Below are 24754 nucleotides of genomic sequence, written 5' to 3'. Positions count from 1 at the left end.
TGTGATGAAACTGAATAAGCAGAACCTCACCCAGCTGGCGCCCGAAGTGAAACTGCCGGCCTACGCCATTGCCAGCACCTCCCAGGGCATCGCGCATATCGGCGTCGGCGGTTTCCACCGTGCGCACCAGGCGTACTACACCGATGCGCTGATGAACTTAGGCGAAGGCCTGGACTGGAGCATCTGCGGCGTTGGCCTGCGTGCCGAAGACCGCAAGGCCCGCGACGACCTGGCAGGCCAGGATTACCTGTTCACCCTGTATGAATTGGGCGACACCGACGACACCGAAGTGCGCGTGATCGGCGCCATCAGCGACATGCTGCTGGCCGAAGACAGCGCCCAGGCGCTGATCGACAAACTCGCCAGCCCGCAGATCCGTATCGTCTCGCTGACCATCACCGAGGGCGGCTACTGCATCGACGACAGCAACGGCGAGTTCATGGCCCACCTGCCGCAGATCCAGCACGACCTGGCACACCCTGCTGCACCGAAAACCGTGTTCGGCTTTATCTGCGCCGCGCTGACCCAACGCCGTGCCGCCGGCACCCCGGCCTTCACCGTGATGTCCTGCGATAACTTGCCACACAACGGCGCCGTGACGCGCAAGGCGCTGCTCGCCTTCGCCGCCCTGCACAACGCCGAGCTGCATGACTGGATCAAGGCCAATGTGAGCTTTCCGAACGCGATGGTCGACCGCATCACCCCCATGACCAGCATCGCCCACCGCCTGCAATTGCATGACGAACATGGCATCGACGATGCCTGGCCCGTGGTGTGCGAGCCCTTTGTGCAGTGGGTACTGGAAGACAAGTTCGTCAACGGTCGCCCGGCGTGGGAAAAGGTCGGCGTGCAGTTCACCGACGACGTGACGCCCTATGAAGAGATGAAGATCGGCCTGCTCAATGGCAGCCACCTGGCCCTGACGTACCTGGGTTTTCTCAAGGGTTACCGGTTTGTGCACGAGACCATGAACGATCCGCTGTTTGTGGCGTATATGCGTGCGTACATGGACCAGGACGTCACGCCGAACCTGGCGCCGGTGCCGGGTATCGACTTGACAGACTACAAGCAGACCCTGGTGGACCGCTTTTCCAACCAGGCGATTGCCGACCAGTTGGAGCGGGTGTGTTCGGATGGGTCGTCGAAGTTTCCCAAGTTCACCGTGCCGACGATCAATCGGTTGATTGCCGACGGGCGCGAAACCGAGCGGGCTGCACTCGTGGTTGCCGCATGGGCCTTGTATTTGAAGGGGGTGGATGAGAACGGGGTGAGCTACAAGATCCCCGATCCGCGTGCGGATTTCTGCCAGGGGCTGGTGAGTGATGATGCGCTGATCAGCAAACGCTTGCTGGGGGTGGAAGAGATTTTTGGTACAGCTATTCCCAACTCGCCCGAGTTTGTGGCAGCGTTCGAGCGGTGCTATGCGAGCCTGCGTGACAAAGGCGTCACCGAGACGATCAAACAACTGCTCGCAAAAACCAACTGAAGAAACTGGGTTAAATGTGGGAGGGGCGGTGCGACGATTCGACTTGCTCCCGCCCCTCCCACATTTGGACCGCATTGACACTCCAACAATAATGCTGAGCAAATCATCATGACCCAGCAAAACCTGTTTCTCGGCATCGACTGCGGTACCCAAGGCACCAAAGCCATCGTCCTCGACGCCTCCAGCGGCAAGGTCCTGGGCCTCGGCGCCGCCGCTCACACGCTGATCAGCGGCGCCAATGGCCGCCGCGAGCAGCACACCCAGGAATGGCTGGACGCCTTCACCGAAGCCACCCACCGCGCCCTGCAACAGGCCGGCGTGGACGGCCAGGACATCCTCGGCATCGGCGTCTCCGGCCAACAACACGGCCTGGTATTGCTCGATGACAGCGGCCAGGTGCTGCGCCCCGCCAAGCTGTGGTGCGACACCGAAACCGCGCCGGAAAACGACCGACTGCTGCAGCACCTCGGTGGCGAAAGCGGCTCGCTGGAACGCCTGGGCGTAGCGATTGCGCCGGGCTACACCGTGTCCAAATTGCTCTGGACCCGTGAGCAGCACCCTGACATTTTCGCGCGCATCGCGCATATCCTGCTGCCCCACGACTATCTCAATTACTGGCTCACCGGCCGCGCCGTCGCGGAATACGGCGATGCCTCGGGCACCGGCTACTTCAACGTGCGCAGCCGTGAATGGGATGTGGCGTTGCTCAAGCACATCGACCCGAGCGGGCGCCTTGAAGCGGCGCTGCCTCAACTGATCGAAGCCGATCAAGCCGTGGGCACCATCCTCCCGGCCATCGCCGAACGCCTGGGTATCAACCCCAATGCCATCGTTTCCAGCGGCGGCGGCGACAACATGATGGGCGCCATCGGCACCGGCAATATCGCCTCCGGCGTGATCACCATGAGCCTGGGGTCATCGGGCACTGTCTACGCGTTTTCCGACCAGGCAAATGTCAGCCCCCAGGCATCCGTCGCGACGTTCTGCTCGTCCAGCGGCGGCTGGTTGCCGTTGATCTGCACGATGAACCTGACCAACGCCACCGGGGTGATTCGCGAGCTGTTCGAGCTCGACCTCACCGCGTTCAACGCGCTGGTCGAACAGGCCCCGATTGGCGCCGACGGCGTGAGCATGCTGCCGTTCCTCAACGGCGAGCGCGTGCCCGCCCTGCCCCACGCCACCGGCAGCCTGCACGGCCTGACCATGACCAACCTGACGCGCGCCAACCTGTGCCGCGCGGTAGTCGAGGGCGCCACCTTCGGCCTGCGTTACGGCCTCGACCTGCTGCGCCAGACCGGCCTGCAAAGCCTGCGCATCCGCTTGATCGGCGGAGGTTCAAAAAGCCCGGTGTGGCGCCAGATGGTTGCCGATATCATGAACACCGAAGTTATCTGCACCGAACAAAGCGAAGCCGCGGCCCTGGGCGCGGCGATCCAGGCGGCGTGGTGCCAGTCCGGCGAAAGCCTGGCGGCCCTGTGCGAGAAATGTGTGAGTGTCGACCCGGCCAGCCGCACGCTGCCGGTGGCGTCCAGTGTCAGTGCCTATCAACAAGCTTACGAGCGCTATCAACAGCACGTTGCAACCCTTTAAGAGCGAACGACTATGTATCTGGTGTGTGGTGAAGCGCTGTTTGATTTTTTCAGCGAGGAGGATGCCAGCGGGCAGGCGTCCAAGGTCAATTACACGGCGATTGCCGGCGGCTCACCGTTCAACGTGGCGGTGGGGTTACGCCGTCTTGGGATCGAAGCCGGGTTGTTCGGCGGCGTGTCCACCGACTTCCTCGGGCGCCGCTTGTTGCAGGTGCTCAAGGATGAAGGGGTAAGCGAAGACTACCTGGTGGAATTCGCCGCACCGACCACCCTGGCGATGGTCGCCGTGGGCGCCAACGGCTCGCCGCAATACAGCTTTCGCGGCGAAGGCTGCGCCGACCGCCAACTGGAAGTCGCGCACCTGCCGGTATTGGACGATGACATTCGCGGGCTGCACATCGGTTCATTCTCGTTGGTGGTACAGCCGATTGGCGACACCCTGCTGACCCTGGTCAAGCGCGAAAGCGGCAAGCGCCTGATCAGCCTCGACCCCAACGTGCGGCTTAACCCCCAGCCGGATATCCAGCTGTGGCGCGACCGCGTCGCGGAGCTGGTCAAGCATGCCGACCTGATCAAGGTCAGCGATGAAGACCTGCACCTGCTCTACCCCGATCAATCGCCGGAAAGCGTGTTGCAGGGCTGGTTGCAGCACCGTTGCCAGCTGGTGTTCCTCACCCGTGGGGGTGACGGCGCCAGTGTATTCAGCCGCCAACACGGCACCTGGTCGCAACCGGCAGTGAAGGTGGTGATGGCCGATACGGTCGGTGCCGGGGATACTTTCCAGGCGGCGTTGATTGCCTGGCTGACCGAGCAGCAATTGGACTCGGTGGAAGGGCTGCAACAGCTGAGCCGCGCGCAGATCGAGAGCATGCTGACCTTCGCCATTCGCGCTGCCGCCTTGACCTGTGGCAAGACCGGCCCGGACCTGCCGTATCGCCGACAACTCGACTAAGTCACTCGCCTCAACAACCAACACGCAGGCCACGTATTCCGTGGCCTGCAAAGATGAAGGTTTTGTCAGCAACGGCAACATTAATCGATGGTTAATCCCGCAAGCCGAGATTGAAGGCGTACCCCTTGCGGAGAACCTTCATGAAACTGCGTACTTTAATGCTGGGCGGCGTATTGGCGCTGTCGGCATCCTCGGGCCTTGCCCAGGCAGACGATCAAAAACCGGTGCCCTATCAATACGGCATGCCCTTGAACATCAGCAAGGTCATTGCCATGAACGAAACCCCGACCAATGACTGCAAGGTCATCGACGCCGATATCAAGTTCGTGGACAAGGCCGGGAAAGTTGAAGATGTGGGGTATCTCAAGCTGTCGGATGCCTGCAGCTTCCAGAATTGAGGCATGAACGAAGCGGATCCATGTAGGAGCTGTCGAGCTCAAGCGAGGCTGCGATAGGATCGCCTCGGTGTGCCTGCAAAACCGCTGCGCCTGCATCGCAGCCTCGCTGAAGCTCGACAACGCCTCCAAATGGCATCACAAATAGCGCACAACAGGGTATTCTTGCGCTCTTGTCACAACGCCGAAAGGATTCGTCATGTCGTTGAGTTTTCGCACCCTCGCCACCTTCACCGCATGCCTGTGCTTCGCCCTCGCATTGATCTGGGGAGTGCGCCCTGACCTGCTGTTATTGATGTGGGATGTGGAATATTCCAGCGCTACAGGGCTCGTCGCTCGACGCAACGCCGCGCTGTTTCTGGCCCTCGGCGTCATGTTCTACCGCATTCGCCATGCTGTGCCTTGCGACACGCGACGTGCCGTGACCCTTGGGTTTATCACCGGCTGTTTTGTGCTCGCGGCACTGGGGTTGAGTGAGTGGATCAGCGGCCACGCAGGCCCTGGAATTCTGCTGGCAGTGGCAACAGAAACCGTATTGGGCCTGGCGTTTATCCAGGCCCACAAGGCTTCAGTGACTCAACCTCAAACGTCGCGCTAGCTAGTAGTAAGCACGCCCCGCTGCTCGCTGCAAAACGGGTGTGTGCGAATGTTTGAGGTCTTCACGCAACCCGGTGATCAGGTTGCAAAGGGCTCGACTGCTGTCGAGTTTATCGGCGTTTATGCCTTTGACTTCCAAATGCACCCGATCACGGTCGCGGTGGTCATACACCTTGATCGTCAAGGAAGCATCATCGGCTTTGGTGCATTCGCACCGATTGGGCAGGAAACTTCCTTCAATAATGCCGCGCAGTTCTAATTCCGAAAGCATGGCCAACCTCTCCTTTTTTGAGACTGCCAATTGATTGTTATCAATACTCAAGGTGTTGGCAGGCGCGTGCCTGCCACGTCTTTCCAGCCTTGGAAGACGCTTACAATCAACAAGCCTACTCGGCAAAATCCGATCCCGTTGTAACCTTTCCTCATAAGCGCCGTGCGGTTTTGTATAACTTGGTTCAACTCAAATTCGCTCGGCGCGCATCATCGCCGAACCGCTTCGATTAAACGTTTAACCCTGCACCTCGTGTTTAAACAGCGCCTTGTGCAGCGACTCTTTCAGCAACATATCGCAAACTATCAAAGTTGATATTGGCCCCGGAATTAACCGCTACCAACGTCTGCCCACGTGCGCCCGTCTCCCGGACGTACTTGCGAATACCTGCCACCGCCAACGCTCCGGAAGGCTCGGTGATGGAGCGCGTATCGTCGTAGATCAGCTTGATCGCGCTGCACAACTGGTCATTGCTGACGGTGATGACTTCATCCACCCAATTGCGGCAGATTTCAAAGCCATACGCGCCGATCTGCGCCACGGCGGTGCCATCGGCAAACCCGTCGACGCTGGGCAGCACCACGCGCTCACCGGCACGCAAGGCGGCCAGCAGGCAACTGGAACCCTGGGGTTCGACGCCGACGATGCGCACCTCGGGGCGCAGGTATTTGACGTAGGCTGCAATGCCCGCGATCAAGCCACCGCCGCCTACCGGTACAAAGATAGCGTCCAGCGGGCCCTGCTGCTGGCGCAGGATCTCCATGGCCACGGTGCCTTGGCCCGCGATCACGTCCGGGTCATCGAACGGTGAGACGAAGGTGCAACCGGACGTCTCGGCCAATTGCAGCGCATGGGCCAGCGCAAACGGAAAGCTCTCACCGTGCAGCACCGCTTCGGCCCCCCGGGAGCGCACGCCGAGGACTTTCAACTCCGGGGTGCTGCAGGGCATGACGATGCTGGCTTTGATCGCCAATTCCCGCGCTGCCAGCGCCACGCCTTGCGCGTGATTGCCTGCCGATGCGGTGACCACACCCCGCGCCCGTTGCTCGTCAGTGAGTTGCATCAGCTTGTTGTAGGCACCGCGAATCTTGAAGGAAAAGGTCGGCTGAAGGTCTTCGCGCTTGAGCAATACGTGGTTGCCGAGCAATGCCGATAACGCTGACGCGGCTTGCAGGGGCGTGCGCACGGCCAGGTCGTAAACCGGCGCGGCGAGGATCTTTTTCACATAGTGTTCAAGCAATCCCGCATCGGCGGTGCGGGGGACGGGACAGGTGCTCATGGGTGTCTCCTGGCGTTGTGCAAAGGGCGCTGGAGACGGAAAAACAAAACCCGCCTCTAGGGCGGGTTTGGGTGCAGCCGTGCGCTATCCCGCCAAATGAGGAATGGCGGTAATAATGCTTGGCTGGGCACGAAAGGCTTGAAATGTCATGAATTGAAATTAACCGCCAGCTGCGGGGCAAGTCAATCGCAAACCGCCATTTGGCGCCCAGGGGTTTACGGTCAGCATACGAAACGTATACGCTTTGTATATTAAATCAACACAGTGAACCCCATGGGTATCGTCAAGATCACCGACCAACTGCACGAACAACTGCGCCTGGCCAGCGCCGCGATGGACCGCTCCATCAACGCCCAGGCCGAGTTCTGGATCAAGATCGGCCTGTTGGCCGAGCTCAACCCCAACCTGCCCTACAACGAGTTGATCAACAAACTGTTGCTGGACAAACCCGACCTGATCCGGGGGCGCAGTTGATGATCAAGACCGCCAAACAACTTGCCGTGATGCGCGAATCCGGGCGTTTGCTCGCCCAAGTGTTCACGATGCTCGACAGTTTTGTCGTCGCCGGCCGCTCCACCCTGGAGCTGGACAGCGCCGTCGAAGCCTTCATCCGCAATGACCTGAAAGCCCGCCCCGCGAGCCTCGGGCAATACGACTACCCCTTCTCCATCAACACCTCGATCAACGAAGTGGTATGCCATGGCATGCCCAGCGCCAAGGAAATCCTCAAGGACGGCGATATCATCAACATCGACATCACCCTGGAAAAAGGCGGTTTTATCGCCGATTCCAGCAAGATGTACCTGATCGGCAACGTCGCGCCCAAAGCGCGGCGCCTGGTGGAAATGACCTTCGAAGCGATGTGGGCCGGCATCCGCCAGGTCAAGCCCGGCGCCCGCCTGGGTGATATCGGCCATGCGATCCAGAGCCATGCCCAGGCCAACGGTTACAGTGTAGTGCGCGAATACTGCGGCCACGGCATCGGCCGCCAGATGCATGAAGAACCGCAGATCCTGCACTTCGGCCGCCCCGGCACCGGGTTGGAACTGCGTGAAGGCATGGTGTTTACCGTCGAGCCAATGCTCAACCAGGGCAGCGCCAAGGTGCGCGGCCTGAAGGATGGCTGGACGGTGGTCACCAAGGACAACAGCCTGTCGGCGCAGTGGGAACATACCGTGGCGGTGACCGCAGAGGGTTTCGAGGTGCTCACCCTGCAAAACCAGCCAGGCGAATAACCTGTGGCGAGGGAGCCTGCTCCCGTTGGGCTGCGTAGCAGCCCCAGGATCAGGCGCGCTGCGCACGCCAACGGGAGCAAGCGCCCTCGCCACATTTACATCGTCGCACCCGCAATCCGTTTTAACCCCAGCACCATCAAACCTGCCCCCAACCCCATCGCTGTCAGAAACAACGGGTAAGACACCCACCACGGCGTCCCTGCCGTCATCATGCTGAATTCCGACATGCCGCCAATACTCGCAATCAGGTTGAGTGGCAGGAACACCACGTTGATCAACGTCAGCTTGCGCAGCAGGTTGTTCATGCTGTTGTTCATCAGGTTGCCACGCGCGTCGATCAGCCCGGAGAACACGTTGGAATAGATCTCGGCCTGTTTGTAGCACTGGTGGTTCTCGATGATCAGGTCGTCGATGAGGCCGAGGATTTCGGCGCTGAAATGCTCCTTTTCGCCGTGGTTGCGTAGCCGCGACAGCACCGCGCCATTGCTGTGCAGGGCGTTGATGTAATAGATCAGGCTTTCGCTGAGGCTGAACATCTGCATCAGGTGGTGGTTGCTCATGGACGCGTTGAACTGTTGCTGCAACTCCCGCGCGACCAGTTTGATCACCTTGAGGTGGCCCAGGTAGTGGTGGATGTTGTTGAGCAGCAGGTCGAGCAGCACATCCAGCGGCGTGTGCAACGGGCGGCGGGCGCCGAGCCCGGACAGCGGGGTTTCGTCGGTGGCAATCACCAACAGGCGGCCGGGCGAAAAGAGCAGGCCGCAGGACGACACCTCGAACACCAGGTTGCCGCCGCCGGAGTAGTTCTCCGGGCGTTTCCAGATCAGGAACAGGTTGTCGGGGTGAAATTCGATGCGTGAGACTTCGTCGGGGTCGAGCGCCGAGGCCAGCGCGTGTTCATCCAGCTTGTGGTGGTCGCGCAGCCATTCGCGCTCCGCCTCGTCAGGGTTGCTGACCAGCAGGATCGGCACATCATCGCCCTGCCCGGTGTTGAGTTTGCCGTCGGTCAATTCAAAGCGCTGGATCATCGCGACTCACCAGACCTGGCCCTGACGTTTCAATTCCAGGCGTCGGACAAATTCCTCCAGCACCAGGCCATACAGGTCGTCCTGCAAGTAGGCATCTTCGATACCTGCATCGAGGTTGGGGTTGTCGTTGACCTCGATCACCACCACCTTGTCGCCGGACTGCTTGAGGTCCACGCCGTACAGGCCGTCGCCGATCAGGTTGGCGGTCTTCACCGCCAGTTCCACTACAGCCTTGGGCGCCTCGTGTACCGCCAAGGTGCGGCATTCGCCGTTGATGTCAGGGCCGATGGCCTTGTGGTTGTAGATCTGCCAATGGCCCTTGGACATGAAGTACTGGCAAGCAAAGATCGGTTTGCGGTTGAGTACGCCAATGCGCCAGTCGTACTCGGTGTAGAAAAACTCCTGGGCGAGCAACAACACCGAATGCTCGAACAGTTCAGCGGTGGCCTTGAGCAACGCCTCCTGGCTTTCGACCTTGATCACCCCCCGCGAGAAACAGCCGTCGGGGATTTTCAGTACCAGCGGGAAGCCCAGGCGCTCGCCGACCCGTTCGAAATCTTCCGGTCGTTCCTTGTAGAGAATTTCGGTGGCGGGCATGCCCAACTGGTGGCTGTTGAGCAGGTCGGTGAGATAGACCTTGTTGGTACAGCGCAGGATCGATGCGGGGTAGTCCATCACCACCAGGCCTTCGCTTTCGGCCTTCTTGGCGAATCGGTAGGTATGATTGTCGACGCTGGTGGTCTCGCGGATCAGCAAGGCGTCGTATTCGGCCAGGCGCGCGTAGTCCTTGCGCTCGATCAGCTCAACATCGATGCCCAGGCCCTTGCCGACGCGTACGAAGTTTTCCAGGGCCTTGGCGTTGGACGGCGGCAATTGCTCCTGGGGATCGTGAAGGATCGCCAGGTCATACCGGGCCAATCGACGCGAGCGCGGCTGACGCCAGATCTTGCGGCTGAAGTTATCCAGGGCGTGGGCGAATTGATCTTCCTGGTCATCGCGCAACTTGTGCAACACGCCGGACTTGACCCCTTCAATATGCCAGCCGTTATTCTTTTTAAAATCAACTAACAGAATCGGACAGGGAAAGGCTTCAAACAACTGACGGGCCAAATCCTGCAACGGCTCTATATTGGTACGGCCAAAATAAAGTGTCAGGGTAAAGCCTTCGGTATTGCTGTAAAGATGATGATTCAAGGCTTTATCGAGGGTTTTATCCAAGTCATCCAGGGCCAGGCCATACAGGGATTTCTTGGTCAATTCGCTGATGGTGCGCACCGAGGGAATCACCTTGTGCCCGCGCGCTTCGGCCAGCAGCGAGCAGTAGTAGCCGTGGCCCAGGTACTTGTAGCTGCGGCACAGGTTGATCACCTGTACCCGCTTGCCCGTCTCGTTTTCGCGGGTCTGTTCCAGGTATTCCTGGGCGGTGACGATGTCTTCGCTGGGGAAGTAGGAGGCCCAGTCTTCCTTGCGTTCGACAATGATCACGACTTGACTGGCGCCTTTGAGTGGAGTGGAAAAATAACCCTTGGAAGTTATTGTCGCCGCGACAGTTTGCTCGGATACTTCACGCCAATGACCTTGTACCGCTGACATAATATTTGATCCGCTTTAGAGAACTCGACCTTTTCTATTAAGCACGATCTTTTAGAGAAGTCCCGTTTCGTTACGCAACTTTTACGGCGGTCATATGGCTCTTTTCTTTCGCGTTGCAACCCTCTGCGATGCACCGGCATTGGTGGCACTGGAACAGCATTGTTTCACCACCGACCGGCTGTCACCGCGCAGTTTCCAGTGGATGATCAGCCGCGCCCACGGCCAGTTGCTGGTGGCCGAACAAGACGGGCAATTGCTCGGGTATGCACTGGTGTTGTTCCATCGCGGCACCTCGCTTGCACGGCTGTATTCCATCGCCATCGCCGAGCACGCACGCGGCCTGGGGCTGGGCAAGCAATTGCTCGCGCGCATTGAGGCCTGTGCCGTGGAGCATGACTGCGCCTACCTGCGCCTGGAAGTGCGCACCGACAACCCCGGCGCCCTCGCCCTGTATGAGCGCAATGGCTATCGGCGCTTTGCCATGATCAACGATTACTACGAAGACCACGCACCCGCCCTGCGCCTGGAAAAACGCATCGTCCAGCACCAGGGTGCGCGCCCGCAGAGCGTGCCGTATTACCAGCAGACCACCGACTTCACCTGTGGCGCCGCGTGCCTGTTGATGGCCATGGGCGCGCTGGTGCCTGCGCGCGTGGCGCAGCGCCGCGAAGAGCTGCAAATTTGGCGGGAAGCGACCACCGTGTTCATGACCGCCGGCCACGGCGGGTGCAGCCCTCAAGGGCTGGCACTGGCGGCCTGGCGCCGGGGGTTTGGGGTGCGGATGCAGGTGAATGTGCGCGGGCCGCTGTTTCTCGACGGCGTGCGCGATCAGCATAAAAAGGACGTCATGCGCGTGGTGCACGAAGCCTTCGAGGAAGAGTTGGCGGGCAGCGACGTCGAGCAGGTGCTGGCCGGCGCGCTGGACCTGCCCCAGGTGCTGCGCGACGGCGGGCAGCCACTGGTGTTGATCAGCAGCTACCGCCTTACGCGCTCCAAGTCACCGCATTGGGTGATGGTCACCGACTGCGACGACGATTTCGTCTACCTGCATGACCCGGACGTGGACCACAGCCAGCACCGCCAGCCTCTGGACTGCCAGCATCTGCCGGTCAGCCACGGGGAGTTCGAACGCATGTGCCGGTTTGGCAACAACAAGCTGCGCGCGGCCGTCGTGCTGTTCAAGCCACTTGCTTGATCCCGGCCTTGGCTTCCAGCTCGCGCACCAGCGGCAATACACGCTTGCCGAAGTACTCGACTTCTTCCTGGAAGTGCAGGAAACCCGCCAGCACCAGGTCAACCCCCACGGCCTTGAGCGCAACGATGCGCTCGGCGATCTGCTGCGGCGTGCCAATCAGGTTGGTCTTGAAGCCATCGTTGTACTGCACGAGGTCTTCAAAGCTGGACTTGGCCCAGTTGCCCTCGCCTTCCGGCGACGCCTTTCCCGCCTGCCTGGCGGCGTCGCCAAAGGCGTTGACCGCTTCCGGGTCAGCCTTGTCGATGATTTCCGCGAGCACGGCCCGCGCTTCTTCTTCGGTATCGCGGGCGATCACAAACGCGTTCACACCGACCTTCACCGAATGGTTATTCACGGCAGCCTTGGCGCGGATATCGTCGACCTGGGCCTTGATGCCTTCCGGGGTGTTGCCGTTGGTGAAGTACCAGTCGGAAACCCGCGCCGCCATATCCCGCGCAGCCCGTGAGCTGCCGCCCTGAAATACTTCCGGCTGGCCCAATGGCTTGGGTTTCAGGGTGTAGTTGTTGAAGCGGTAGAAGTCGCCCTTGAAGGTGAAATCGTCCTGGGTCCAGATGCCTTTGAGGGCGCGGATAAATTCCTCGGAGCGGCGATAACGTTCATCGTGCTCCAGCCAAGGTTGGCCGATGGCCTGGAACTCGCCCTTGAACCAGCCGCTGACGATATTCACCGCGATGCGGCCGTTGGTGAGTTGGTCGATGGTCGCCAACTGCTTGGCCGCAAGCGCTGGTTGCCACGGGCCGGGCAGGATCGCTGCGATAACTTTGAGCGTGGTGGTCGCGGCCAACAGCGCATGGCTGAACGCCACGGACTCATGCTGGTTTTCGGCGCCGTAACCGGCGGTGAAGCGAATCTGCGTCAGGCCATATTCGAAGCCGGCGGCTTCAGCCAATTGCGCGAGTTTGCGGTTGTAGTCGATGCCCCAGTGGGTGCGCTGCTCGATCTTGCTGACTACCAGCCCACCGCTGACGTTGGGCACCCAATAGGCGAATTTGACAGGTTGCTGACTCATCTAGCGGTACCTCACACAAAGGGATGTGCTTACGCTTGAGCAGCAAGCGTGCCAGGCAGCGGCAAAGGCCCGGGCCATGGGCTCGCGTGCGCAAACCAAGGCTGTCGAAGGCATCAATAAGGATGTTTCGGATCGCATCGATTTGTCGGTTTGCTGTTGCTCAGGCAACAGTGGTTTGAAACCAATCCCAGTAAAACCGGGCCCCAGAACCCGGCACGGAGTGTGCAATCCCCAAGGTATTGATCACTGCCCAGGAGCCTTTCCCCATGACCGAGCAACATGTCATCAATCCGCTGTCCATCGGCGTCGATTACGCCACCCTGGCCGCTCGTTTCCGGCCGATCTTCCAGCGCATCGCCGACGGTGCGGTCGAGCGCGAACTCACCCGTACCCTGCCCCATGCGCCGATCCAGTGGCTCAAGGCCGCCGGTTTTGGCGCGGTGCGGGTACCGGTGGAATACGGCGGTGGCGGCGCGTCCCTGCCGCAGTTGTTTGAATTACTGATCGAACTGGCCGCCGCAGACTCCAACGTGCCCCAGGCGCTGCGCGGGCACTTCGCCTTTGCCGAAGACCGCCTTAACGCAACGCCAGGCGCCGGGCGCGACGTGTGGTTCAAGCGCTTTGTCGACGGCGATATCGTCGGCTGCGCCTGGACCGAAATCGGCAATGTGGCGATTGGCGATGTGGTCACCCAGGTCAGCCCGGATGGCGACAAATGGAAGCTCAACGGTGAAAAGTTCTACAGCACCGGCAGCCTGTTTTCCGACTGGATCGACGTGTACGCCCAGCGCAGCGACACCGGCGGCGATGTAATCGCCGCCACCCGCACGCGCCAGCCCGGCGTGGTGCAAAGCGATGATTGGGACGGGTTTGGCCAGCGCACCACCGGCAGCGGCACCTCGCGCTTTACCGACGCGGTGGTCGAAGCAGAAAACGTCATCGACTTTGCCACTCGCTTCAAATACCAGACCGCGTTTTACCAGCTGGTGCTGTTGGCGAGCCTGGCGGGTATCGGCCGTGCAGCGCTGAATGACGTGGCCCACCAGGTACGCAGCCGCAAGCGTATTTACAGCCATGGCAATGCGGCGCATGTCAGCCAGGATGCGCAGGTTCAGCAGGTAGTAGGGGAAGTCGCCGCGCTGGTGTATGCCGCACGCGCCAGCGCATTGAAGGCCGCCGTGCCGGCGCAACGGGCCTACCTGGCGCGCTTTGGCGGGGATGAGGCGGCGGAGCGCGAAGCCAATGTGGCTGCCGAGATTGAGTCGGCGACGGCGCAGGTGGTGGTGTCGGAACTGATCCAGCGCGCCACCAGCCAATTGTTCAACGCGCTGGGGGCGTCGGATGTGCGCCAGGGCAAAGCCCTCGATCGGCACTGGCGCAATGCGCGGACCGTGTCGTCGCACAACCCGGTGATCTACAAGGCGCGGATCGTCGGCGATTGGGTGATCAATGGCACCGAACCGCCGTTTGTGTGGCAGATCGGTAATGGCCCGGCCAAGGCATGACCAAATGTGGGAGGGGCTTGCTCCCTCCCACATTTGGACCGCGTACACCTTAGAAGGCGAGTTTGTAGCCGATGGTCATCAACATGATCGCCAGGCACGGGCGCAATACGCCGTCCGGGACTTTGCCGGTCATGTGGCTGCCGAAGTAAATCCCCGGCAGCGAGCCGATCAGCAAAAAGCCCAGCAGGTGCCAATCCATATTGCCCATGCCGGCATGGCCCAGGCCCGCAACCAACGTCAGCGGCACGGCGTGGGCGATCTCGGTGCCGACCAGGCGCCGCGTGGCGAGGAAGGGATAGAGGATAAACAGCGCGACCGTGCCGAGGGCGCCGGCGCCGATGGACGTCAGGGCGACCATGGTGCCCAGCACCGCCCCGGTGACCACCGTCAGCGCATTCAGGTTACGCGGGCTCATATGGTAGTCATCGCCAGCATGGCGCTGGGCGAAGGCCAACAGGCGCTTCTTGAACAGAATCGCCAGGGCCGTCAGCAGCAACACAAAGCCGAGGGCCTGTTTGATCACCGCGTTCATGACGCTGGGGTCGGTGTGCAGGCTGGCGAGGAACCACAGGGTCAGCAATACGGCGGGCACACTGCCCAGGGTCAACCAGCCGGTGATGGTCCAGTCGATGTTCTTGTTCTTGCTGTGCACCAGCACACCACCGGACTTGGTGATGGCGGCGTACAACAGGTCGGTACCCACGGCGGTCGCCGGGTTGATGCCGAACCACAACAGGATCGGCGTCATCAACGAGCCTCCGCCGACACCGGTCATACCCACGATAAAACCAACCACCAGGCCAGCGATTACAAAACCAACGTTACCCACATCCATTACAGCTACCTGCGGCCTTATAAATTTCTGGCGGCAGGATAGCGATTTTTCTTATAACGACTTATATCAATATGATCTGACTTTATGCCTTTTACGTCAGTCGTTGACAGACGTATGCCTGGGTCTGGTAAGGGAACGCCACCGTGTCACGGCCCTTCAGCCCAGGGTGGGTGTCGATCAAGCGGCGCAATTGCTCGGTCACCCGGGCTTTTTCAGCCGCGGGCAACACGGCGATAAAACTCACCGAGAGGAAGCGATCGATGATCACTTCTTGAGGACTGCCGACGTGACTGTAGGCGAAACAGGTCATTTGCGGATCGGAAAAGTACTCGCCGGTGAAGGCTTCGCGCCAACGCCCACTGTGAAAACGCGGCGTGTCGCCCTCGTACGGCGTGATGATCGCGGTGATGGCGGCCACCCAATCTACCGACTCATCGCGCACATTCCACACCAACCCCAGGCGCCCGCCGGGCTTGAGCACGCGGTGGATTTCGGCCAGCGCGGCCCGGGTGGAAAACCAATGGAAGGCCTGGGCGCAGAACACGGCGTCGGCGCTGGCGGTTTCCAAGGGCATGGATTCGGCGGTGCCGTTTACCAGGCGCACGTCTGGCAACAGCTTGGTCAACTGCGCACCCATCTGCGCCACGGGCTCGACCGCTATCAGCGTCGGCGCCAGGCTGCTAAGCAATCGGGTGAACTTACCGGTGCCGGCGCCCAGGTCAATCACCGTGGAGTGCGCATCGACGTGCAGTGTGTCGGTGAGCCAGCCCGTCAGTTGGCGGGGGTAGTTCGGGCGACCTTGGGCGTAAGTGACGGCCTGGGTCGAGAAACCCTGTTGAGCGGACGTGTGAACACCAGTCATTGCCAATCTCTCCTCGGGTAAAGCGGGGGCACAGTGTGCGCCCTCCCTGGTTTATTTTCTAATCCGTGCATCCAATCGTGCGCACTGCGGGTAGTCCCTACAGTCACCCCGCTGTTTTACTGAATGGAGAAACACCCATGAACGCTAAAGCACTGCTCTGCCTCACTGGTTTGCTGGTCGCCACCCCGGCGGCGTTTGCCCAGACCGGCTTGCCCGACAGCATCAAGGTGCCGGATGGGCACAAGGTTGCGATGGAAACCACAGGCGTCGGCGAAATCACCTACGAATGCCGCGACAAAGCCAACGCCGCCGGCCAGACCGAGTGGACGTTTGTAGGCCCCAAGGCCGTGCTCAATGACCGCAGCGGCAAGCAAGTGGGGACCTACTTCGGCCCACCGGCCACCTGGCAAGCCAAGGACGGCTCGAAAATCACCGGCACCCAGTTGGCCGTGGCGCCGTCGAGCCCGGGCAACCTGCCCTATCAACTGGTCAAGGCCAACCCGGCCGAAGGCAAGGGCGCGATGAGTGGCGTGAGTTACATCCAGCGGGTCGCGTTGAAAGGTGGCGTGGCGCCGAACACAGCGTGCACCGCCGCCAACAAGGGTCAGCAGGAAGTGGTGAAGTACCAGGCCGACTACATTTTCTGGGCGGCTAACTGAGGAAAATCGGCTACGCTGCCCGAAGGAAACTGCCCACACCCCCTTGTAGGAGCGAGCTTCTTGTGGCGAGGGAGCTTGCTCCCGCTCGGGTGCGTAGCGCCCGCAAGCTTTTTGGGGCCGCTTCGCAGCCCAACGGGAGCAAGCTCCCTTGCCACAAGAAGCTCGCTCCTACACGGAGGCCGGGGTAGTCGTTATTTCAGTGGCAGGAAACCGTGCCTTTGCCTGAATCCATTTTTGATTACGAAGCCTGCCTGCTGGCCTGCGCCCGTGGCGATCAACAGGCCCTGCGCCGCTTGTATGAGCAGGACAGCAGCCGCTTGCTCGGTGTTGCTCTGCGCATCGCCCGCGACAAGGCGCTGGCCGAAGATATCGTGCATGACGCCTTTCTCAAGATCTGGCGCGGCGCCGGCAGTTTTGACCCCTGCCGCGGCTCTGCGCGGGGTTGGGTCTACAGCGTGACGCGGCACCTGGCGCTCAACGTCGTGCGCAACAGCGGCCGCGATGTGCCGTTGAGCGATGAACACGAGCAGCTCGCAGAACCGGAGCACACCTTTGAATTCACCGCGCGCACCGGGCAAATCCACACGTGCCTGGAACAGCTGGACCCGGCCCGTCGAACCTGCATTCTGCATGCCTATGTCGACGGTTATTCCCACAGCGAAATCGCGCAAAAACTGGGCACCCCACTGGGGACCATCAAGGCCTGGATCAAACGTAGCCTCGCCGCCTTGCGGGAGTGCATGGCATGAACAACACCCCTGATGAACTGGCCAGTGAGTACGTACTGGGCACCCTGCCCGCCGAACAGCGCTCCGAGGTCGAGCAACGCCTCATGCATGATGCCGAGTTGCGCGCGGCGGTGGATGCCTGGGAGCAGCGCCTGCTGCCGTTGACCGCACTGGCCGAACCGGTGCCGCCTTCCGCGCAACTGTGGCGACGCATTCAACGCAGCGTCGCCGGCCCCGACGAAGCGACGGTGCCGTGGTGGAACCTGCTGGCGTTGTGGCGTGGCCTGGCCGGAGCCGGGCTGGTGACGACCCTGGTCTTGGCCGCGCTGTTGCTGACCCGCCCACCCAATACAGAACCGAGCTTTGTCGTGGTGCTGGTGGCGCCGCAAAGCCAGGCGCCGGGCTGGGTGATCCAGGCGAGCAATGACCAGCAGATCCAGTTGATCCCGTTGGGCGTGATGGAAGTTCCGGCCGACAAGGCCCTGCAGTTCTGGACCAAGGGCGATGGCTGGCAAGGCCCGGTATCGCTGGGGCTGGTCAAGCCGGGGCAGACGCTGTCGGTGCCACTGGACAAGTTGCCGCCGTTGTCGGCGAACCAGTTGTTCGAACTGACCCTGGAAGACCCGCGCGGCTCGCCCACCGGTAAACCCACCGGGCCGATCCAGGCGATCGGCCGCGCAGTCAAAGTGCTCTGATCAGGCGATGGTGGGCAACCACACGCGAAACCGCGCACCACCCAGTGGCGACGCCTGAGCGGTCAAGGTACCGCCCTGGGCCTCCAGGGCGCGCCGGCTGATCGCCAGGCCCAGGCCAAAGCCGCCGGTGGCGCGGTCGCGGCTACGGTCGAGGCGGTAGAACGGTTCGAAGATACGCTCGCGCTGGTCCAGCGGGATGCCAATGCCATCGTCATCTACCCAGATCTCACAGCCCTTGGCGCACACTTTGACGCCCACCTGAATGCGCTTGTCGCAGTAGCGCGTGGCATTGCGCAGCAGGTTCTGCAAGGCGCGGGCGGTCAGGCGCGGGTCGAGGCTGAAACGCTCGACGCTGCAGTCGAGCACCACGTCGATGACGATCTCGGGGTTTTCCAGTTCATCGTCGACGCTGCCCAGCACGCTGTCGATAAACTCATCGAGCATTACGTCGACCCGCTCCGGCAATTGCGCCGGGTTTTGCAGGCGACTGTAAGAGAGCAATTCCAGCACCAGCTCATCCAGCTCGCGAATATGCGCCACCAGGCTTTGCAGGCGCTCGCGGCTGGCCTGGGGCAAGTCTTCAGACAACGCCAGGGCCAGGCCGAAATCCAGGCGGGTCAACGGTGTGCGCAGTTCGTGGGAGACCGCATTAAGCAGGTCGCGCTGCTGGTTGAGCAGGTGTTCGATGGCGTCGGCCATGGTGTCGAACACCGCCGCCAGGCTGCCGATGTTGGAGCTGGGCGGAATGTGCGTGCGCTCGGCCAGGTTGCCCTTGCCCAATTGCGCGGCAGTGCTTTTCAGCCGTTCCAGGTCACGCCAGTGCGGACGCAGCCATACCAGCAGGCAGGCCAGGAGTGCAGCGCCGATCAGCACGTTCATCGACCAGTACAGCAGGTTCATGTCCAGCGGGTCCGGCGGGACCGTCAGCTTGACCGCAAACTGCTGGTTGATCGGCGAACTGACCTCTTCCATCCAGCCCCACTCGCCCAGGCGGATCACCGGCTTGCCTTGCTCCAGCAGCTGTTCTTCCTGCGGGGTGTAGCGCGCGTCCTGGCGCAGCATCAGCTCGACTTTCAGCGGTGCGAAGTCGTGGCTTAGCTGCTCGGTCACCTGGGACCAGCGCTCCACCGGCGCCCGCTGGTATTGCTTGACGATCAGCTTCTGCATGCCCCTGGATTGCTCGACGTTGTAGTCCAGGTAGCGGTGTTCGAACAGCTGGATCACCAGCTTGGGAATCAGGAAGATCGCCGCGCTGTAGGTGACGATGGTGATCAGGTAGAGGCGAATCAGCACACGAAACATGGATCAGCATTCCCACTCGGAACGGCTGAACAGATACCCCTTGCCCCACACGGTCTTGATCTTGCGGGCTTCGCCTGCGTGGTCGTCGAACTTGCGGCGCAGTTTGGAAATCGCCACGTCCACCGAGCGATCGGTACCGTTGAACTCGATACCGCGCAGGCGTTGCAGGATCTGGTCGCGGCTGAGCACTTCACCGGCATGGCGCGCCAGCACCACCAGCAGGTTGTATTCGCCGCTGGACAGCTCCACCGCCTGGTCGCGCCAGATCACGGTGCGCTCCGACAGGTCAATGCACAGGTTGCCCATCAGGATCTGGTCGTTGGCCACCTGCGGTTCGGACAGGCTGCTACGCCGCAATAGCGTACGTACCCGCGCCAGCAAAACACGCGGCTCGCAGGGCTTGGTGACATAGTCGTCGGCGCCCATTTCCAGGCCCAGCACCTGGTCGTGGCTGTCGTCGCGGGCGGTGAGCATCAGGATCGGCAGGCCCGCCGAATCGGCGCGCAGCAGGCGGCACACTTGCAGGCCATCAAGGCCCGGCAACATCAGGTCGAGGATCACCAGGTCCGGCGGGTTGAGGCGCGCACGTTCGCGAACGTGGTCGCCCCGGCTGAGCACGCTGACGTGGTAACCGTTGCGTTCCAGGTAGCTGGCAATCAGCTCGGAGAGTGCGGCGTCGTCTTCCACCAGGAGGATGTTGGGCATGGTGTTTCCAAATAATGCAGTTATTGGTCGTACGAAAATCCCATGTGGGAGGGGGCTTGCTCCCGATGGCGGTGGTTCAGTTGCAGAGTGGTTGACTGATACACCGCCATCGGGAGCAAGCCCCCTCCCACATTGGACCTTTAGTGTTTGCAGGATTGTGCAAGGATATACGCCCTCGGCGCCCCACGCGTCGCACCTTACATTTCTTCACACACGACCTACACAGCTTCACAGCACCACGGCGCAGGTGACCTTAGGATGCGCCAGTCAATATTGGGATAAGAGCATGTCGAAGAATCTGTTTGCGCCGTTTTGCCTGTTGGCACTGACACTCGCACTGAGCGCGTGTGACAAGTCCGCAGCCGAGGCGCCGGAACTGCCGCTGGCCAAAGTGCGCATTGAAACCCTGCAGGCCAAACCCCTCTCCATCACCAGCGAACTGAGCGGGCGCATCGCCGCGCCGCGCATTGCCGAAGTGCGCGCACGGGTCGCCGGCGTGGTCATGCAGCGCGTATTCAAGGAAGGCCGTGACGTGAAACAGGGCGATGTGCTGTTTCGCATCGACCCGGCACCGTTCAAGGCCGATTTGGACAGCACCCAGGCCAACCTGAGCAAGGCCGAGGCCAATGCGTTCCAGGCGCGCCTGCAAGAGCAGCGCTACAGCCAGTTGGTCGAAGGCAACGCTATCAGCGGCCAGGACTACGACAACGCCCGCGCCGCCGTGCGCCAGACCAACGCCGAAGTCGCCGCCAACAAGGCCGCCGTCGAGCGGGCCAAATTGAACCTGGGTTACGCCACCGTAACCGCGCCGATTTCCGGACGCATCGGCCGCGCACTGGTAACGGAAGGCGCGCTGGTCGGCCAGAACGAGGCCACGCCGCTGGCGATCATCCAACAACTGGACCCGATCCACGCCGACCTCACCCAGTCCACCCGCGAGCTGAATGACCTGCGCCGCGCCTTCCGCGCCGGCAGCTTGAAGCAGGTCGGCCAGGACCAGGCCAAGGCCACACTGATCCAGGACGATGGCAGCCTGTATCCGCTGCCGGGCAAATTGCTGTTCGCCGAGATCAGCGTCGACCCCGGCACGGGGCAGATCATCCTGCGCAGCGAGTTCCCCAACCCGGACCTCGACCTATTGCCCGGCAGCTTTGTGCGCGTGCGCCTGGAGCAGGCGGTCGACAAACAAGGCATCAGCGTGCCGCAACGCGCGATCACGCGTGACAGCGCCGGCATCCCGATGGTGCTGCTGTTGGACGCCGAGCAGACCGTGAGCCAGCAGCCGGTGGAACTGGGTGCGGTGATCGAGGATCGCTGGGTCGTCAGCAACGGCCTCAAGCCCGGCGACCGCATCATCGTCGAAGGCCTGCAACACGCGCGCCCCGGTGAAAAAGTCCAGGTAGATGACAGCCCGACACCGCTCGCCCAGGCTTTGGGCCAATAAGGATTATTGACAATGCCGCAGTTCTTTATTGACCGCCCGATCTTCGCCTGGGTGGTCGCCCTGTTTATCCTGCTGGCCGGCGCGCTGGCCATCCCGCAGTTGCCGGTGGCCCAGTACCCCGTTGTGGCGCCGCCGCAAGTCGAAATCTACGCGGTGTACCCCGGCGCCTCGGCCCAGACCCTGGACGAAAGCGTGGTCAGCCTGATCGAGCAGGAGCTTAACGGCGCCGATCACCTGCTGTATTTCGAGTCCCAAAGCAGCCTGGGTTCGGCCACCATCACCGCCACCTTCCAGCCGGGCACCGACCCTGAAATGGCCCAGGTCGATGTGCAAAACCGTCTCAAGGCGGTCGAGCCGCGCCTGCCCCAGGCGGTGAACCAGCAAGGTTTGCAGGTGGAAAAAGTCTCCGCTGGCTTCCTGCTGCTGGTGACCCTGACGTCCAGCGACGGCAAGCTTGATGACGTGGCGCTCAGCGATTACCTCGCGCGCAACGTGATGAACGAGCTCAAGCGCCTGGACGGCGTGGGCAAGGCGCAGTTGTATGGCGCCGAACGGGCGATGCGCATCTGGATCGACCCGCAGAAACTGATCGGTTTCAACCTGACCCCGGCCGACGTCAATGCCGCGATCAGCGCGCAGAACGCCCAGGTCTCGGCGGGTAGTATCGGTGACTTGCCGGGCACCAAGACCCAGGAAATCACCGCAGCGATCCTGGTCAAAGGCCAGCTGTCGACCCCGGCGGAATTCGCCGACATCGTGCTCAAGGCCAATCCTGACGGCTCCACCGTGCGTATCGGCGACGTGGCGCGGGTGGAAATCGGCAGCCAGGAATACCAGTTCTCCACGCGTCTGAACGGCAAGCCTTCCACCGCCGTCAGCGTGCAGTTGGCACCGGGCGCCAACGCGCTGAACACCGCGACCCTGGTGCGGGCGAAGATGGACGAGTTGTCGCGCTACTTCCCTGCCAACGTGGAATACAAGATTCCGTATGACACCTCGCCGTTCGTCAAGGTCTCGATCACCAAGGTGGTGTACACCTTGCTTGAGGCGATGGCGCTGGTGTTTGCGGTGATGTTCCTGTTCCTGCAGAACGTGCGTTACACGCTGATCCCGACCCTGGTGGTGCCTATTGCGCTGATGGGCACGTTCGCCACCATGCTGTTGCTGGGTTTCTCGATCAACGTGCTGACCATGTTCGGCATGGTGCTGGCGATCGGCATCCTGGTGGACGATGCGATTGTGGTGGTAGAGAACGTTGAGCGGATCATGGTCACCGAAGGCCTGTCGCCCAAGGACGCGACCAAGAAGGCCATGAGCCAGATCACCGGTGCTATCGTCGGTATTACGCTGGTGCTGGTGGCGGTGTTTCTGCCAATGGCCTTCATGCCGGGCTCGGTGGGGGTGATTTACCAGCAGTTTTCGCTGTCGATGGCCACCTCGATCCTGTTCTCGGCGTTCCTCGCCCTGACCTTGACACCTGCCCTGTGCGCGACCTTGCTCAAGCCAATCGCCAAGGATGATCACCACGCCAAGGGCGGTTTCTTCGGCTGGTTCAACAAGCGTTTTGAGCAGCTCACCGACCGCTACGAAGGTTGGGTGGCCTATGCCCTCAAGCGCAGCGGCCGCTACCTGCTGATTTATCTCGTGCTGCTGGTGGGCCTGGGGTGGATGTTCAGTCGCCTGCCCTCCTCGTTCCTGCCGGTGGAAGACCAGGGTTACACCATCACCGATATCCAACTGCCGCCGGGCGCCAGCAAGAACCGCACGGTGCAGGTGGCCGAGCAGATCGAGGCGCACAACGCCGAAGAGCCGGGGGTGGGCGATACCACCATGATCATGGGCTTCAGTTTCTCCGGTTCAGGGCAAAACGCCGCGTTGGCGTTTACCACGCTGAAGGATTGGTCGCAGCGCGGCAGCGAGGACTCCGCCTCGGCAATTGCCGACCGTGCCAACGCGGCTTTCAGCGAACTCAAGGACGCGATTGCCTACGCGATCCTGCCTCCGCCGGTAAACGGCCTCGGCACCTCCAGCGGTTTCGAATTCCGCCTGCAGGACCGGGGTGGCGTCGGCCACGCGGCGCTGATGGCGGCGCGGACCGAGTTGCTGGCTGCCGCCGAGAAGAGCCCGATCCTGGCCAACGTACGTGAAAGCGCCCTGGCCGAAGCACCGCAAGTACAACTGGAAGTCGACCGTAAGCAGGCCAATGCGCTGGGTGTCTCGTTTGCCGATGTGGGCAATGTGCTGTCGTCGGCGATTGGCTCAGCGTATATCAACGACTTCCCCAACCAGGGCCGCATGCAACGGGTGGTGGTGCAAGCCGAAGGCGACCAGCGCAGCCAGGTCGCGGATTTGATGAAGATCAACGTGCGTAACAACGCCGGGAAGATGGTGCCGCTGTCGGCGTTTGTCGAAGCCAAGTGGACCCAGGGCCCGGCGCAGTTGACGCGCTACAACGGCTACCCGGCCATCGCCATTTCCGGCGAAGCGGCACCGGGGCACAGCACGGGTGAGGCGATGGAGGAAATCCAGCGTCTGGTCAATCAACTGCCGGCGGGCCTGGGCCAGGAATGGACCGGGTTGTCGTTGCAGGAACGCCTGTCCGGCTCCCAGGCGCCTTTGCTGCTGGGGCTGTCGCTGCTGATCGTATTCCTGTGCCTGGCGGCGTTGTATGAAAGCTGGTCGATCCCGACTTCAGTGCTGCTGGTGGTGCCATTGGGTGTGCTCGGCGCGGTCGTGGCGGTGTCGTTGCGCGGCATGCCCAACGATGTGTTCTTCAAGGTTGGCTTGATCACCATCATTGGCCTGTCGGCAAAAAACGCGATCCTGATCATCGAATTCGCCAAGGACCTGTATGACCAGGGCGAAGATCTGGTCGATGCCACCCTGAAGGCCGCGCGGCTGCGCTTGCGGCCGATCATCATGACGTCACTGGCATTCATCCTCGGCGTGGTGCCGTTGGCGATTGCCACGGGCGCCAGTTCGGCGAGCCAGCAGGCGATTGGTACGGGCGTTATCGGCGGGATGATCACCGCGACACTGGCGGTGGTGTTTGTGCCGGTGTTTTTTGTGGTGGTGATGAAGCTGGTGCGCAAGCAACGCTAACTACGCGCCGGTTGTGGCGAGGGAGCTTGCCCTAATGCCGATCAGTTAAGGGCGGGCACCGTACCTGTGGCGAGGGAGCTTGCTCCCGTTGGGCCGCGAAGCGGCCCCAAAACCTGACGCCGCGTTTTGCCTGAAAAAACGTGTGGCTTTCAATGGGGCTGCTTCGCAGCCCAACGCGGGGCAAGCCCGCTCGCCACAACAAGCCTACTCGCCACAACAAGCCCGCTC

General features: G+C 61.6%; 23 protein-coding genes. 14 read left to right on the top strand and 9 right to left on the bottom strand.

Features of this window, described 5'->3' with window-relative positions; translation table 11 throughout:
- Window positions 1-4 precede the first annotated feature (4 nt).
- The 5 genes from ACR52_RS19405 to ACR52_RS19385 all read left to right on the top strand — a co-directional run bounded on the left by ACR52_RS19405 (window position 5) and on the right by ACR52_RS19385 (window position 5020).
- Window positions 5-1486, top strand: a complete 1482-nt coding sequence (locus ACR52_RS19405) for a mannitol dehydrogenase family protein (protein WP_048728185.1) — start codon at window positions 5-7, stop codon at window positions 1484-1486.
- Between the two features lie 108 nt (window positions 1487-1594).
- The gene (xylB, locus tag ACR52_RS19400; RefSeq protein ID WP_048728025.1) at window positions 1595-3076 is read left to right on the top strand and encodes a xylulokinase; all 1482 of its coding nucleotides are present in this window, start codon (window positions 1595-1597) and stop codon (window positions 3074-3076) included.
- 12 nt (window positions 3077-3088) lie between these two features.
- On the top strand, window positions 3089-4027 hold the full coding sequence (locus ACR52_RS19395) for a carbohydrate kinase family protein (protein ID WP_048728020.1): 939 nt from the start codon (window positions 3089-3091) through the stop codon (window positions 4025-4027).
- 140 nt (window positions 4028-4167) lie between these two features.
- A complete protein-coding gene (locus ACR52_RS19390; protein WP_048728017.1) occupies window positions 4168-4425 on the top strand; it encodes a DUF2790 domain-containing protein in 258 nt (85 codons plus the stop codon).
- A 196-nt stretch (window positions 4426-4621) separates the two neighbouring features.
- Window positions 4622-5020 carry a hypothetical protein gene (locus ACR52_RS19385; protein ID WP_048728015.1) on the top strand — a complete coding sequence of 133 codons (399 nt, stop codon included), beginning with the start codon at window positions 4622-4624 and terminating at the stop codon, window positions 5018-5020.
- Here the strand turns inward: ACR52_RS19385 and ACR52_RS19380 are convergent, their stop codons facing one another.
- A complete protein-coding gene (locus tag ACR52_RS19380; RefSeq protein WP_048728012.1) occupies window positions 5021-5290 on the bottom strand; it encodes a DUF1652 domain-containing protein in 270 nt (89 codons plus the stop codon).
- Between the two features lie 256 nt (window positions 5291-5546).
- Window positions 5547-6569 carry a threonine ammonia-lyase, biosynthetic gene (gene ilvA, locus ACR52_RS19375; protein WP_082143183.1) on the bottom strand — a complete coding sequence of 341 codons (1023 nt, stop codon included), beginning with the start codon at window positions 6567-6569 and terminating at the stop codon, window positions 5547-5549.
- Window positions 6570-6842: 273 nt separating this feature from the next.
- Between ilvA and ACR52_RS19370 the strand changes: the two genes are divergently transcribed.
- Both ACR52_RS19370 and map read left to right on the top strand, forming a co-directional pair.
- Entirely contained in the window at window positions 6843-7043 is a 201-nt protein-coding gene (locus ACR52_RS19370; RefSeq protein WP_025855286.1) for a ParD-like family protein, read from the top strand.
- Window positions 7043-7804, top strand: a complete 762-nt coding sequence (gene map / locus ACR52_RS19365) for a type I methionyl aminopeptidase (protein ID WP_048728002.1) — start codon at window positions 7043-7045, stop codon at window positions 7802-7804. The genes ACR52_RS19370 and map overlap by 1 nt, the downstream gene beginning before the upstream one ends.
- A 95-nt stretch (window positions 7805-7899) precedes the next feature.
- On the opposite strand, the gene ACR52_RS19360 is transcribed toward map, so the two are convergent.
- Together ACR52_RS19360 and ACR52_RS19355 are read right to left on the bottom strand one after the other, a co-directional pair.
- On the bottom strand, window positions 7900-8832 hold the full coding sequence (locus ACR52_RS19360; RefSeq protein WP_048727999.1) for a magnesium transporter CorA family protein: 933 nt from the start codon (window positions 8830-8832) through the stop codon (window positions 7900-7902).
- A 6-nt stretch (window positions 8833-8838) separates the two neighbouring features.
- Window positions 8839-10425, bottom strand: a complete 1587-nt coding sequence (locus ACR52_RS19355; RefSeq protein ID WP_048727994.1) for a RimK family protein — start codon at window positions 10423-10425, stop codon at window positions 8839-8841.
- 94 nt (window positions 10426-10519) lie between these two features.
- Between ACR52_RS19355 and ACR52_RS19350 the strand changes: the two genes are divergently transcribed.
- Entirely contained in the window at window positions 10520-11620 is a 1101-nt protein-coding gene (locus ACR52_RS19350; RefSeq protein WP_048727990.1) for a peptidase C39 family protein, read from the top strand.
- On the opposite strand, the gene sfnG is transcribed toward ACR52_RS19350, so the two are convergent.
- Window positions 11604-12689: a dimethylsulfone monooxygenase SfnG gene (gene sfnG, locus ACR52_RS19345; RefSeq protein WP_048727988.1), complete on the bottom strand. Its 1086-nt coding sequence runs from the start codon at window positions 12687-12689 to the stop codon at window positions 11604-11606. The genes ACR52_RS19350 and sfnG overlap by 17 nt on opposite strands.
- 266 nt (window positions 12690-12955) lie before the next feature.
- On the opposite strand from sfnG, the gene ACR52_RS19340 reads away from it, so the two are divergent.
- Window positions 12956-14194, top strand: coding sequence for an acyl-CoA dehydrogenase family protein (locus tag ACR52_RS19340; protein ID WP_048727985.1), 1239 nt, complete (start codon window positions 12956-12958; stop codon window positions 14192-14194).
- 49 nt (window positions 14195-14243) lie between these two features.
- Here the strand turns inward: ACR52_RS19340 and ACR52_RS19335 are convergent, their stop codons facing one another.
- Both ACR52_RS19335 and ACR52_RS19330 read right to left on the bottom strand, forming a co-directional pair.
- Window positions 14244-15029 carry a sulfite exporter TauE/SafE family protein gene (locus ACR52_RS19335; protein ID WP_048727982.1) on the bottom strand — a complete coding sequence of 262 codons (786 nt, stop codon included), beginning with the start codon at window positions 15027-15029 and terminating at the stop codon, window positions 14244-14246.
- 91 nt (window positions 15030-15120) lie between these two features.
- Entirely contained in the window at window positions 15121-15891 is a 771-nt protein-coding gene (locus ACR52_RS19330; RefSeq protein WP_048727979.1) for a class I SAM-dependent methyltransferase, read from the bottom strand.
- A 137-nt stretch (window positions 15892-16028) separates the two neighbouring features.
- Here ACR52_RS19330 and ACR52_RS19325 point away from each other — a divergent pair, with 137 nt between their 5' ends.
- The 3 genes from ACR52_RS19325 to ACR52_RS19315 all read left to right on the top strand — a co-directional run bounded on the left by ACR52_RS19325 (window position 16029) and on the right by ACR52_RS19315 (window position 17973).
- On the top strand, window positions 16029-16550 hold the full coding sequence (locus ACR52_RS19325) for a DUF3455 domain-containing protein (RefSeq protein WP_048727976.1): 522 nt from the start codon (window positions 16029-16031) through the stop codon (window positions 16548-16550).
- A gap of 218 nt (window positions 16551-16768) precedes the next feature.
- Window positions 16769-17299: a sigma-70 family RNA polymerase sigma factor gene (locus tag ACR52_RS19320; protein ID WP_048727973.1), complete on the top strand. Its 531-nt coding sequence runs from the start codon at window positions 16769-16771 to the stop codon at window positions 17297-17299.
- Window positions 17296-17973 carry an anti-sigma factor gene (locus ACR52_RS19315; RefSeq protein ID WP_048727968.1) on the top strand — a complete coding sequence of 226 codons (678 nt, stop codon included), beginning with the start codon at window positions 17296-17298 and terminating at the stop codon, window positions 17971-17973. The genes ACR52_RS19320 and ACR52_RS19315 overlap by 4 nt, the downstream gene beginning before the upstream one ends.
- Here the strand turns inward: ACR52_RS19315 and ACR52_RS19310 are convergent, their stop codons facing one another.
- Both ACR52_RS19310 and ACR52_RS19305 read right to left on the bottom strand, forming a co-directional pair.
- Entirely contained in the window at window positions 17974-19275 is a 1302-nt protein-coding gene (locus tag ACR52_RS19310; protein WP_048727966.1) for an ATP-binding protein, read from the bottom strand.
- A gap of 3 nt (window positions 19276-19278) precedes the next feature.
- Window positions 19279-19980 (bottom strand): response regulator transcription factor, encoded by a 702-nt coding sequence (locus tag ACR52_RS19305; RefSeq protein WP_048727963.1) that lies wholly within the window; start codon window positions 19978-19980, stop codon window positions 19279-19281.
- Window positions 19981-20266: 286 nt separating this feature from the next.
- Here ACR52_RS19305 and ACR52_RS19300 point away from each other — a divergent pair, with 286 nt between their 5' ends.
- Window positions 20267-21424, top strand: a complete 1158-nt coding sequence (locus tag ACR52_RS19300) for an efflux RND transporter periplasmic adaptor subunit (RefSeq protein ID WP_048727960.1) — start codon at window positions 20267-20269, stop codon at window positions 21422-21424.
- A gap of 12 nt (window positions 21425-21436) precedes the next feature.
- Complete coding sequence (locus ACR52_RS19295) at window positions 21437-24526, top strand: efflux RND transporter permease subunit (RefSeq protein WP_048727958.1); 3090 nt, start codon at window positions 21437-21439, stop codon at window positions 24524-24526.
- Window positions 24527-24754 lie beyond the last annotated feature (228 nt).

This window comes from Pseudomonas fildesensis (genome assembly GCF_001050345.1).
Lineage (GTDB): Bacteria > Pseudomonadota > Gammaproteobacteria > Pseudomonadales > Pseudomonadaceae > Aquipseudomonas > Aquipseudomonas fildesensis.
This window is presented reverse-complemented; position numbering and strand designations above follow the sequence as displayed.